Source organism: Paraburkholderia sp. GAS82, from assembly GCF_050436285.1.
Taxonomy (GTDB): Bacteria; Pseudomonadota; Gammaproteobacteria; order Burkholderiales; family Burkholderiaceae; genus Paraburkholderia; species Paraburkholderia phenazinium_B.
Window position 1 is genome coordinate 33,758 of record NZ_JBNDLX010000014.1, and the last position, 13,032, is coordinate 46,789.

The window sequence follows — 13,032 nt, forward strand, 5'->3', positions numbered from 1 at the left end:
TAGTGACAGTACAAGGACGTGACATAAACGAACATTCAGCCGGATGGCCGGTGCAAAGGCAAACGGCCCAACCGACGTAGGCCGGTTGGGCCGTTTTGGCAGGCAGACGATCGCGCTTGCGAGCTTGCTAATGCGCGCAGGCGAGCACGCGGTCGATCTCCGCTTAATTCCCGCTGCCGCGAGCGACGCGGCGCTGCTTGACCGCTTCGGCCAGGCCTTCCAGCACGCCGAGACTTTCGTCCCAACCGATGCAGGCGTCGGTCACGCTCTGGCCGTAGGTTAGTTCGCAGCCTTCTTTCAGGTCCTGGCGGCCAGCCACCAGATGCGATTCCACCATCACGCCGATGATGCGCTCGTCGCCGCCGGCGATCTGGCGGCCAATGTCCGCACACACCGGAATCTGGTTCTCGTGCTTCTTCGAGCTATTGGCGTGGCTTGCGTCGATCATCAGACGCGCCGCGAGGCCAGCCTTGCCGATATCGGCGCAGGCGCCGTTCACGCTGTCGGCATCGTAATTCGGCGTCTTGCCGCCGCGCAGAATGATGTGGCAGTCCTCGTTGCCGGCCGTCGAGACGATCGCGGAGTGACCGCCCTTCGTCACCGACAGGAAATGGTGCGGCTGCGACGCGGCCTTGATGGCGTCGACGGCGATCTTCACGTTGCCGTCGGTGCCGTTCTTGAAGCCCACTGGGCACGACAGGCCGGAGGCCAGTTCGCGATGCACCTGCGACTCGGTCGTGCGCGCGCCGATTGCACCCCACGAGATCAGATCGGCGATGTATTGCGGGCTGATCATGTCGAGGTATTCGGTGCCGGCCGGCAGGCCGAGTTCGTTGATGCGCAGCAGCAGTTCGCGCGCGGTGCGCAGGCCGTCGTTGATCTTGAAGCTGTTGTCCATATGCGGGTCGTTGATGAGACCCTTCCAGCCCACCGTCGTGCGCGGCTTTTCGAAGTACACGCGCATCACGATCTCGAGCTCGCCCGCGAAGCGCTTGCGCTGTTCCACCAGGCGTCCCGCGTATTCGAGCGCCGCCTTGGTGTCGTGGATCGAACACGGTCCGATGATGACGATCAGGCGGTCTTCCATGCCGTGCAGGATGCGGTGCATCGACTGGCGCGAATGGTAGATCAGCTCGGACACCGACTCTTCGCAGGCGAATTCGCGGATCAGATGGGCGGGCGGTGTGAGTTCTTTCAATTCTCGAATTCGGACATCGTCAGTGTTGTGCGGGGGCATGGTGGTTCTCCAGGATTCAATTCGTAGCGTGCGTGTTGTGTTCGCTTGGGGCGAAAAAAAACCGCCAGACTCGCTGGCGGTTTTTCGGGAATTTCGGGTGCCTTACGTGCACTAACACCCCTCTCGATCCGCCAGCGGTCTGAGATGCCAGAAAAAGTAAAAATAAAACTTGGCGGACATGGCGAAGTAAGGTCGTGCGTCAAAAAGGGTGGATGACTTTATAACCCGGGTAGTCTCGATTGACAACCGGTGGGCGCCAAAAATGCGGATAATCCGCATACTTCGTGAAAAATCTGCACGAAGTATGCGTTTTTGACGATCAGGCCGTGCCGCCCACCGTCATCTTCTCGATGCGCAGGGTCGGTTGGCCAACGCCCACCGGCACGCTTTGACCTTCCTTGCCACACACGCCGACACCGGAATCCAGCGCCATATCGTTGCCGATCATGCTGACGAACTTGAGCGATTCCGGGCCGCTGCCGATCAGCGTCGCGCCCTTCACCGGATACGTCACCTTGCCGTCTTCGATCATGTAGGCCTCGGACGCCGAGAATACGAACTTGCCGTTGGTGATGTCGACCTGACCGCCGCCGAAATTCACCGCGTACAGGCCGTTTTTCACCGAGGCAATGATTTCCTGCGGATCCTTGTCGCCGTTCAGCATGTAGGTGTTCGTCATGCGCGGCATCGGCAGGGCGGCGTACGACTCGCGGCGCGCGTTGCCTGTCACCGGCATCTTCATGAGGCGGGCGTTCAGCGTGTCCTGGATATAGCCCTTCAGGATGCCGTCCTCGATCAGCGTGGTGCACTGGGTCGGATTGCCTTCGTCGTCGATATTGAGCGAGCCGCGGCGATTCGGCAGCGTGCCGTCGTCGACCACCGTGACGCCCTTGGCCGCGACGCGCTCGCCGATGCGTCCAGCAAACGCCGACGATCCCTTGCGGTTGAAGTCGCCTTCGAGACCGTGGCCGATTGCTTCGTGCAGCAGCACGCCGGGCCAGCCCGGGCCTAGAACGACGGTCATCGCGCCGGCCGGGGCCGGGCGGGCGTCGAGGTTGACCAGCGCAGCGTGCACCGCGTCATCGACGTATTTTGACAACACGGCGTCCGTGAAATAGCCGTAATCGAAGCGGCCACCGCCGCCGCCGCTGCCGATCTCGCGGCGGCCGTTCTGCTCAGCGATCACCGTGACGGAGACACGCACCAGCGGCCGGATGTCCGCGGCGAGCGCGCCGTCGCTGCGCGCCACCAGCACCACGTCGTATTCGCCGGCCAGACCCGCCATCACCTGGGTGATACGCGGATCGCGGCTGCGCGCCATCTGTTCGACGCGCTCGAGCAGTTTGACCTTGGCGGTCGCGTCGAGCGAATGCAGCGGATCGGACGGCAGATACAGGTCGCGTCCGGCAATGCCGGTCAGCGAAGGGGCAACCTTGATCTTCTGCTTGCCGCCGCCGGCCTTGGCGATCGAGCGGGTGGCGAGCGCAGCCTGGCGAATGGCCTCGGGCGACAGATCGTCCGAGTAGGCAAACGCGGTCCGGTCGCCCGAGACGGCGCGCACGCCCACCCCTTGATCGATGCTGAAGCTGCCAGATTTCACGATACCTTCTTCAAGGCTCCAGGCTTCGCTGCGGGTGGCCTGGAAATACAGGTCCGCGTAGTCGATGCGGTGCGTGAAGATTTCGGCGAGCGTGCGTGACAGCAGAGCTTCGTCGAGGCCGTAGGGCGTGAGGAGCACGTCCTTGGCAGTGGCGAGATTACGGATACCGGGTTCGATGATGTTCATGCGAAGTGTCTTCTGCTCGATACAAAGGGGTTCGGTTGGCGCACGCGCATCACATACATGGGTGGGCGGCGTCGGACTTTCAATGTCTGGTGCAGCTTTAACTCGTCAGTACGCGGTGACGCCAGGCCGGCAGGCTCTGCCGGACTTCGTCGATGCGTGCCCGTTCGAGATTGCCGGCCACCACGCCGGCACCTTCCTCGCGTACCGCGACTATCTCGCCCCACGGGTCGATCAGCATGCTGTGTCCCCATGTGCGGCGGCCGTTCTCGTGCTTGCCGCCTTGCGCCGCAGCGAGCACGTAACACTGGTTCTCGACGGCGCGGGCGCGCAGCAGCATTTCCCAGTGCGCGCGGCCGGTCGTGTAGGTGAACGCGGACGGCACCACGATCAGCGCGCAATCGCCCAGCCGGCGGTACAACTCCGGGAAACGCAAATCGTAGCAGACCGACAGGCCGACTCTTCCGAACGGCGCCTCGAAGGTGCGGACCTCGGAGCCCGGGCGGATGGTGCGCGCTTCGTCGAACGATTCTTCACCTTTTTCGAAGTTGAACAGGTGAATCTTGTCGTAGCGGGTGACTTCCTCGCCCTGCGGGTTGAAGACCAGCGTGGTGTTCAGGACGCGGTTCGCTTCGGGCGCCGTGATCGGCAATGTGCCGCCTATTACCCAGACGCCGTGGCGGCGCGCCGCGTCGGAAAGAAAGCGCTGGATCGGGCCGTCGCCGTAGGGTTCGCGTACGCTGAGCTTGTCGGTATCCTTAAAACCCATGAAACAGAAGTATTCGGGCAGCAGGACGAGCTGCGCGCCGTCGGCAGCGGCCTCGGCAATGAGGCGTTCGGCTTCGGCGAGATTGCGGCCGCGATCCGGCGTGCTCACCATCTGCAACGCGGCGACGCGGAAGGACGGGCTAAGGGAGGGGGGATTGGCGTGTTGTTCGCTCATGAGCGTTTCGAAGACTCCCGGCTGGGCAACGCCGACCGCAGGCGCTGCATACGTCGATCAAGGCTGTACCGCCGCCGCTTCGCCACCGCGGGACCGCTGAACCCAGCGATACGGGCTCGCTGCGGGACTCACTGCGCTTCCACGGTCGAAGCCGGCAGGTCCATCTTACCGCGATCGCCGCGCACCCGCTCGACGTGGGGTTTTGACCACGAACCGGTGATGGCGTAGTCCATTGCGAACGCCTTGGAAATCGACTTCGACAGCGCGAAGTCCGCCACCAGCGCGGCGAGGCCGAACAGCGGATTGATCACCGTGGCCGCCACCACGCCAGCGCCCGCGCTGACGGTCGGCACAATGTGCACGTGCAGGTCCTGGGTCTCCTGCGCGAGATCCACCGAGCCCGCCATCTCGGCGCGGGCCGGCGCGGTCACCATCCTGAAGTTGTCGGTGCGGCCGATGCCGTCGCTGATCTGTCCGGTTCCGGTCACGCTTTCAAACGGCAGACCTTCGCCGATCACGTCCTTGAAATTGAGCGTCGCAAAGCGCGCAAGGCTTTGCAGGCTCAGCACGCCCAGCAGCTTGGCGACGCCCGGATCGACCTTGAGAATCTGGCCATGACGCATGTCGACGGCCAGGTTGCCGTTCAGCGTCGGATAGTCGATGCGGGTCGGGCCGCCGCGCCAGACGACCTTGCCCGACAGCGTGCCGCTGCCGCCCTTGAGCGTGCGCGGCTGGCCGAACTGCTGGAGCAGCGCGCCGGCATCCTTGATATCGAGCTTGAAGTCGAACACGGTGCGCTTTGGCGTGTCTTCGTCGGCATTGGCGCCGAGCTGCGTCGAGGTGCGCCAGTTGGCGGTGGCGGTCAGCGTAGCAGCCGGGTTGGTGATGTCGAGCTTGTCCAGTTGCCAGACCGGCACGCCGTCTTCCTGGAAGTTATGCGCGTCGACTTCGAGACTGCCGATGTTGTGGTCGCGCACGATCAGTTCGTTCACCACCAGATCGATCGTCGGCATGTTCTGCGCCGGGGCCGAGATCGCCTGGCCGAGCAGATCGTTTTCGGTGGCAGACGGAATCACCAGGCGGGCGAGACGGGCCTGCAGCGTCCCCGGCGAACCTTTGACGGGGCCGGGCAGCCAGGCCACGTGTCCGGAAACCTGATTCGAGGCGATGTTGGCCTGCCAGTTGCCGTTGTCCCGCGATGCGCCGACGATCACGCTTTCCCAGTGGCGCTTGAGCAGCGTCAATGTGCCGATATGCACGGCAAAGCGGTTCGGCAGGAACTGCGTAAGCGTCGGGTTGGGGGCGCTCGCCGGAGTGCCGGGCGGCGGGGGCGTTTCCTTGCTGCGCATCTGGGTCACCAGGGCGCGCCATTGATCCGCGTCGAACGCGTCGATGTCGACCGCGGCGATCACGCCTTCGCTCGGCAGTTCAGCCGGCTTGTTGACGCCGACTGCGCCGACCACCACCTCCGGCGGCTGGCCCGGCGTGTGGCGCAGCAGGTAGGTGGCGGCTATCGGGCCGAACTTGAGGTCGGCGCGTTGCAGGCCGGCGTCGCTTTCCGGGGCGGCGGGCTTGAAGGTGAAATGCAGCGGCATCGGTTGGCCGAGCGGCTTGTTGAACGGCGCGGGGAAGTCGAGCGCGAGGCTGGTCAGGTCGGAGTTGGCCGTGACATTAGGCAGGCGCCCCTTGGCGCCCGTTACGTTCAGCTCGTAGGGCGCGCTGCCGTTCATGCGCGTGAGCACCTGGGCGGCTGGTCCGTGCAGATTCAGGCCGCGTGCTGCGTCGACGGCAATGTGGCCGTTCAGATCAAGCGCGTAAGTGCCGTTGTTCTGCACGCCGCCGTTGGCGTGCACGTCACCGCCCATGAACTGGCCGCTCAAGTGATCGAGCTGGGCGGTGTGTTCGGTGAAGTGAACCTTGCCGGTCAGTTGCGACAGCGGCGGCACGTTGTCGGTGCTGAGACGGTTGTTCTGGAAGCCGATTGCACCCTCGACGGCGATGTGCGGTTTCGGCGTACGCGGCACTGTCAGCTTCAGTGCTAGCGATGCGGGCCCTTCGGCCTGTACCTTTTCGCCGACATGCTTCGAGAGACTGCCGAGCGAACTCGCATTGACGTAGTCGAGCATGTCGGCGAGCGGCCCGTGTCCATCGCCGTTGATGACCAGGCTCGATGCCTTGGTGCCCAGATCGTCGATCTTGCCGCTGACCTTGCCGAGCGCGACGCGCTTGTAGTGCGCGCGATCGACGTCGAAGCGCAGCACGTTCTCTTTCAGCGAGAACGTGCCGTCGATACCATCCAGCGGCGGCCACACATTCGGCGTCACGCCGTCTTTCATCATGCGCGGCGGGAACGGTGACGGGTCGAACTTGCCGCCCTTGAACGGCGCCACGATCTGGAACACGCCGGCAGTTGGGTCGCGCGAGTAGGGGAATTTGGTGAGATCGCCGTGTATCTCGATCACCCCGCCGCGCGAGATGCCGGCTTGCAGCCCGTGACCCAGGTAGGTGCGCAGCTTCTCGGGGATGCTGGTGGGGAGGTAGCGGACGATCCGCGTGACCTGGGCGTGCTCGAACTTCGCCGTCAGGTCGAGTGAGCCGCGACCGTGGCCGGGATTGCTGTAGTTCGCGGTCGCCGAAGCGACCGCATCCGCATTGGCGACGCTCAGTTCCGGGACGGTAATGGCAAACGCCTTGTGGGCTTCACCTGGCGCCGCCGGCTTGACCGTCCAGCTGCCGCGACCCTTCAGGCGGTCGAATCTGAGGCGCGGGTTATCGAAAACACCAGGCAGCGTAAGGGCCACGTTGTTGGTGTCGATGCTCATGGCGCCATGATTTTCGTCGGCGTCGACGCTACCCCACAGATTTTCCACGCCAGGCAAGCCGGCCCGCGGGTGACCCAACGGGGTGAGCCCTGGCGGCGGCTCCTGGGCCGCGACGCTGATGCCCTGCAGGTCCGCCTTGAAGCGGTAGCGCACGATCGGTTCGGCGCCCCCTGTATTACGTTCGCTGGCCGCCTCGCCGGATTCGGGCCTGGCCCGTTCGACCTCGATCAGGTAGTTCGCCACCAGGCCGCGAGGATCGAAGCGCACCAGTTCATTCAACAGATGTCCCGAGAGCGGGAGCGCGCGACTGAATTCGGCGAGTATGCCGAGATCGACTCGGTCGCCGGTCACGCTAAACAACTGGCCGTGCTGTACCGATGCGCGGCGGTAGTGGCCGCTTAAGGTGGTGAGGGCCAGCGTGCGGGTGAGCGGCGTGCCGTCCTCGAGCGGCGGCTGGCCGAGTTCCGCGTGCAGGTGGTTCAGTTGCAGCGTGTAGTCGTCCGGCCCCGTCTCGACTTTCCAGGAAAAGCTCGCGACCGGCACGTCCAGGCGCGGCTGGGTCGGCCGCACGCGCAACGAGATATCGGAGCCGCTCAGCTCGCCGCTCGCCGAGGTCGTCCGGCCTTGGGCGAAGTCGATCCAGATAGCGTTGTCGATCCGGCCCGCGAACGTCTCGATTGGGAAATCCATGTAGTGGGCTAGCGCGGGCAGATCGACCGGGCCGGTCGACACGTAAGCCTGGCCGGTCCAGTTGATCGGCTTGCCAATAGCCGACAAAGGCGCATGTTTGAAGTACACGCGGAAATCGAGCGGGCCATGCAGGACCCGGCCGTCCGGCGGCGCCTGCAGCGCGAGGTGGTGGTTATAGCCGTCGTTGAGAATGGCCAGACGAATGTTCTGCAGCGCAAGTTCAGGCGCATCGTGGCGCGCGTCGTGCCACCTTAGCGTGCCGCCGCGCAGCACAATGGCCTGCTGGCGCAGTAGCCACGAGCTGAAGGTGTCATTGCCGGTATGGGTGCTCGGCGCCACGACGCCGGCGACCGAGAGCGAGCCGTCGCTGCCGCGCTCGATCAGCACGTCAGGCTGATTGACGATCAGGCTCGAGAGGATCGGCTTGAATTGCCATAGCGAACTCCACGAGACCGTGGCGGTGGCATGCGGGATGTTCAGCCCGACCTTGCCTTCGCGGTCCCGGATCATCAGGTTGGTGACGTCGATGCCGGGCTGGAAACCGGTCCAGTGCGGCGCCAGTTTGCCGATAGTGAGTTGCGCGTGGATCTTCTCGGAGACGAGGGTTTCGATGCGCGGCCGGAAAGAATCGACATACGGCAGCAAGCCGTAACGCAGACCCATGAACAGAGCCGCTGCAATGAAATAAACGACGAGCGCGATCCCCAGCAGCACTCTCAGGGTGTGGCGCAGCACCACGTGGTGGTCGCCGCTCACTGACCTGACTTGTCCGGCTTCCTGTTGCGCGGCGGATTCGTTTCGCTCGGACATGCTGCGGCGGGGATGGGCGTATGGTAGTTTTGCGATCTGACGACGAAATGTAACACACGGGCCAGTCGCGACGAATATCCTTCAAAGCCTGTGCCCATGCCGTCTCGCGACCTGTGCGACGCGGCGCCTGGCTCCGTGATGAGATGGATACAGCAACGAACGATCCACACCCTTGATGACCCAAGCCACACTCCTGAGTTCCAGCTATTCACATTACGCAGCGCGCGCGCTGGCGGCTCGTCCCGAACTGGCCGAACGCATTGCGACCTTGGCTGCAGAACCCGTCACGCGCGAACGGATCGAAGCCCGCTTCGACGATCTGTGCGCGGCGTTGGCGAGTTCCGCCGATGGTTCGTTGACCGAAGAGGGTCTCAAACGTGCGCTCCGTCAGTTACGCACCGAGGTGTTTTGCGCGGTGATGGAGCGAGATCTGGCTGAGCGCGCCGATGTTGCGGAAGTCACCGGAGCCATGACCGATCTGGCCGAAACGACCATCCAGCGGGCGATGGCGGTGCTCTCTGCCGATCTCGAAATGCTCTACGGCGAGCCGCGCGGCCCCGAGGGCGAGCGTCTTGCGCTCGGCGTGGTCGGCATGGGCAAGCTGGGTGGACGCGAGCTGAACGTATCGTCTGACATCGACCTGATCTTCATTTACGAAGAAGACGGCGAGACCGCCGGCGGTCAGCGTCCGCCGATTGCCACACAGGACTTTTTCACGCGTCTCGGCAAACGCCTGATCGCCGCGCTAGCCGAAGTGACCGCCGACGGTTATGTATTTCGCGTCGATATGCGGCTGCGGCCGAACGGCGATTCGGGACCGCTGGTGTGTAGTCTTGGCATGCTCGAAGAGTATTTTTACGTGCAGGGCCGCGAGTGGGAGCGCTACGCCTGGATCAAGGGGCGGCTTGTGTCCGAAGGCAGCAGTGACGCTGCACGCCGCATGCAGAAGCAGCTCGATGCGATCTGCACACCGTTTATCTATCGCCGCTATCTGGACTTCGGCGTGATCAGCGCGATCCGCGCGCTGCATCTGCAGATTCGCCAGGAGGCGCAGCGCCGTGCCTCGATGCGGCCGGACAAGGCCGACGACATCAAGCTTGGCCGTGGCGGCATCCGCGAGATTGAATTTAGCGCCCAGGTGTTCCAGTTGATTCGCGGCGGCCAGGACGCGGGCCTGCGCGTGCGGCCGACGCTCGCCGTGCTGCGCCACGCCGCAACGCATGGTCTGATCGCGCCGGTCGTGTGTGTGGGGCTCTCGCAGGCATATCGGTTCCTGCGCGAACTCGAGCACCGGCTGCAGTATCGCAATGACGCGCAAACGCATGCGATGCCGGTGGATCCGGAAGAGCGCGCGGCGCTGGCCCGTGCGATGGGCTTCGACGATTACGCGGCGCTGATGGCGAAGCTCGACGCGCATCGCGAGATGGTCGAGCAGCAGTTCGACCAGATTTTCGCCGACAAGGTGAACGGCCGCGATGGTTGCGGTGCGCCGGAAGACGGTGCCGCGGTGTGGGTCTGGAGTAGCGCGCTGGCCGACGATAGTGCGGAAGCTGCGTTGCAGGCGCGCATCGCCGAACTGGGCATTCCCGAGCCCGCCGAGTTGCTCGCGCGCCTACGCGCCGTGTGGAATTCGTCGCGCTACGCGGGGCTTGCGGAGCGTAGCCGGCAGCGCTTCGATATTGTCGCGCAGCGAGCGCTCGAAGCCGCGCGCACGCTGGAGCCGCCCGCGCGGCGTGGCGACACGGTGGCGCGCTTCTTCGACCTGCTCGAGGCCGTGAGCCGGCGCGGCGCATATCTGGCGCTGTTGACGGAATACCCGCAGGCGTTGCACCGCGTACTGTCGGTGCTGGGCGCCTCGCATTGGGCGGCCGGTTATCTGATCCGCCATCCGCAACTGCTCGACGAACTGCTCGATGACGAAGCGATTGCGAGCCCGTTCGACTGGGCCGAGTTCAAGCGCACGCTGCGCTTGCGCCTTGCCGCGGCGGATGGCGTCGAACAACAGATGGATCTGCTGCGCCATGCGCACCAGGCTGAAGTGTTCCGCATCCTGCTGATCGATCTGGCCGGCAAGCTGAGCGTGGAACACGTGAGCGACCGGCTCTCCGAACTGGCCGATGCCGTGCTCGACGTGACGCTCGAGGCAGTCTGGAAGCAACTGGCCAAACGTCATCGCGAGGTGCCGCGTTTTGCCATCATCGCGTACGGGAAGCTGGGCGGTAAGGAACTGGGCTACGCGTCGGACCTCGACCTGATTTTCCTCTATGACGACCCCGACGATGCGGCCGCCGACGTCTATTCGACCTATACGCGGCGTCTGATCACGTGGCTGACCATGGCGACCGGTGCGGGCACACTGTTCGACGTGGACCTGCGGCTGCGGCCGAACGGCGAATCGGGACTGCTCGTCACCGATCTGGATGCGTTCAGGCGCTACCAGTTACGCGAGGGCGATGCGGCCAATACGGCGTGGGTGTGGGAACACCAGGCGTTGTCGCGGGCACGCTACTGCGCGGGCGATGCCGAGATTGGCGCGAGGTTCGAAGCGATCCGCGAGCAGGTCCTGACCACGCCGCGCGAGGCCGGGCCGCTTGCCAAAGAGATTGTCGAGATGCGCGAACGCGTCGAGGCCGGCCATCCAAACCGTACCGAGCTGTTCGATCTGAAGCACGATCGCGGCGGGATGGTGGATATCGAATTCACCGTTCAGTATTGGGTGCTGCTGCACGCCGCGCGTGACCCCGAGCTGATCCGCAATACCGGCAATATCGCGTTGCTGCGTGAGGTGTCGCGCTTTGGGATGATGAGCGAGGAAGAGGCCGAGACGGTTGGCGCGGCTTATCGTACGTATCGCAAGCTGCAGCACAGGTTGAGGCTCGACGGGATGGAGAAGGCGCGCGTCGAGCCGGAGACCGTCGAGGCGGAGCGCGCGGCTGTGCTGGCGTTGTGGAAGCGGGTGTTTGGGTGAGGTGAGGGCGGGGGCGTTGTCGTAACTGCCGTCTACGCCGCCAGCATTTCCTTCGCGTGCTTGCGGGTAGTGGCGGTGATCTCCAGCCCGCCGAGCATGCGTGCCACTTCTTCGATCCGGCTGGCCTTGTCCAGCGACGTGACGCTGCTGACCGTGCCGCCTTTCTTGTCCGATGCCTTGGCCACCTGGAAATGATGGTCGCCGCGCGCTGCCACTTGCGGCAAGTGCGTAACACATAGCACTTGGCGAGCACGTCCGAGTTGATGCAGCAGACGCCCGACTACATCGGCGACGCCACCGCCAATACCGGTATCCACTTCGTCAAAGATCAGGGTGGGGGTCGGGCTGGCGGCGCTCGCAATCACAGCGAGCGCGAGGCTGATCCGCGCCAGCTCGCCGCCTGAAGCGACCTTGGCGAGCGGCCGGAGCGGCACGCCGGCGTGCCCGGCAACGCGGAATTCCACCTGTTCGAGGCCATGCGCTCCGCCTTCCGGCAGCGCGACGAGTGCGACCTCGAAACTGCCGCCTTTCATCGACAGTTCCTGCATGCCCGTGGTAACCGCCGAGCCGAGCGCCTTGGCGGCCTTGGCACGTGCTTTGGACAGCTGTTTGGCATCGGCCAGATAGGCTTCCTTTGCTTTGGCCTCGGCAGCGTGCAGGCTGTCCAGATCCGCGGCGGCGTCCAGTGCGGCCAGTTGCGCGCGACGCGCGGCGTGTTCCTCCGGCAGCGTCTGCGGCTGCAGACGGAATTTGCGCGCGGCCGAATGCAAGGCGTCGACGCGTCTTTCGATCTGGGCGAGCCGGTCGGGGTCCAGTTCGAGCCTTTGCGCGTAGTGGCTCAGCGAATAGGCAGCTTCCTGCAACTGGATTTCAGCAGGCTCGAGCGCAGCGAGCGCATCGTTTAACGCTGGATCGATTTCCGCCAGGTCGCGCAGCTTCGAGACGATCGATGCCAGATGCGTGATCATCGCCTCGTCCGACTCAGAGAGGGCGTTGAGCGCCCCCTGCACGCCTTCGATCAGGTTGGCCGAATGCGACAGACGGTTGTGTTCTGCGTTGACCTCTTCCCATTCACCCGGCTGCGGGGCGAGCTTGTCGAGTTCGGCCAGTTGCCACGCGAGCCGCTCTCGTTCGAGTTGCAGTTCGCGGTCGCGCGTTTTGGCTGTTTCGACCGCTTGTGCCCGGTCGCGCCAGGCGCGCCAGGCGCGGCTCACCGTGGCAGCCTTATCGACCAGACCTGCGTGCGTATCGAATAGCTCACGCTGCGCATCCGGGCGCATCAGTAACTGGTGGGCGTGCTGTCCGTGAATGTCGACCAGCATTTCACCGACCTCGCGCAGTTGCGCGAGCGTCGCCGCAGTGCCGTTGATGAAGGCACGCGAGCGGCCGTTCGCATCCACCACGCGCCGCAGCATGACGGTGTCGTCGTGCGAACCGGCGCCGTTTGCACCGTGCGTACCGTTCGTGCCGCTCGCCGAGCCCAATGCCTGCTCGTCGAGCCACTGATCCACCTGAGCGTGCGTTTCGAATTCCGCGGTGATATCCGCGCGGGCCTCGCCGGTGCGCACGACGCTTGCATCGGCGCGGGCGCCAAGCGCGAGTGCCAGGGCGTCGATCAGGATCGATTTGCCGGCGCCTGTTTCGCCCGAGAAAACCGTAAAGCCGCTGTCGAATTCAAGGTCGAGCGCGGCGACGATGACGAAGTCGCGTATCGAGAGGTGGCGAAGCATGGAGGTCGTCTGGTAGCTTGGGTTACCGGCTGCGGCCAGGTGCTCAGGG

At 64.5% G+C, this 13,032-nt stretch carries 6 protein-coding genes; 1 reads left to right on the plus strand and 5 read right to left on the minus strand.

Features of this window, described 5'->3' with window-relative positions; genetic code table 11:
* Positions 1-163: 163 nt before the first annotated feature.
* The 4 genes from aroG to P3T17_RS33285 form a co-directional block, all read right to left on the minus strand.
* The gene (gene aroG / locus P3T17_RS33270; protein ID WP_074265822.1) at positions 164-1,237 is read right to left on the minus strand and encodes a 3-deoxy-7-phosphoheptulonate synthase AroG; all 1,074 of its coding nucleotides are present in this window, start codon (positions 1,235-1,237) and stop codon (positions 164-166) included.
* A 319-nt stretch (positions 1,238-1,556) separates the two neighbouring features.
* Positions 1,557-3,023: a metalloprotease TldD gene (gene tldD / locus P3T17_RS33275; RefSeq protein ID WP_074265821.1), complete on the minus strand. Its 1,467-nt coding sequence runs from the start codon at positions 3,021-3,023 to the stop codon at positions 1,557-1,559.
* 97 nt (positions 3,024-3,120) lie between these two features.
* Positions 3,121-3,963, minus strand: a complete 843-nt coding sequence (locus P3T17_RS33280) for a carbon-nitrogen hydrolase family protein (protein WP_429411100.1) — start codon at positions 3,961-3,963, stop codon at positions 3,121-3,123.
* A gap of 128 nt (positions 3,964-4,091) precedes the next feature.
* Positions 4,092-8,285: a YhdP family protein gene (locus P3T17_RS33285; protein ID WP_429411102.1), complete on the minus strand. Its 4,194-nt coding sequence runs from the start codon at positions 8,283-8,285 to the stop codon at positions 4,092-4,094.
* A gap of 175 nt (positions 8,286-8,460) precedes the next feature.
* Between P3T17_RS33285 and glnE the strand changes: the two genes are divergently transcribed.
* Entirely contained in the window at positions 8,461-11,253 is a 2,793-nt protein-coding gene (glnE, locus tag P3T17_RS33290; RefSeq protein ID WP_429411104.1) for a bifunctional [glutamate--ammonia ligase]-adenylyl-L-tyrosine phosphorylase/[glutamate--ammonia-ligase] adenylyltransferase, read from the plus strand.
* Positions 11,254-11,285: 32 nt separating this feature from the next.
* On the opposite strand, the gene recN is transcribed toward glnE, so the two are convergent.
* The gene (recN, locus tag P3T17_RS33295; protein ID WP_429411106.1) at positions 11,286-12,983 is read right to left on the minus strand and encodes a DNA repair protein RecN; all 1,698 of its coding nucleotides are present in this window, start codon (positions 12,981-12,983) and stop codon (positions 11,286-11,288) included.
* Positions 12,984-13,032: the final 49 nt, after the last annotated feature.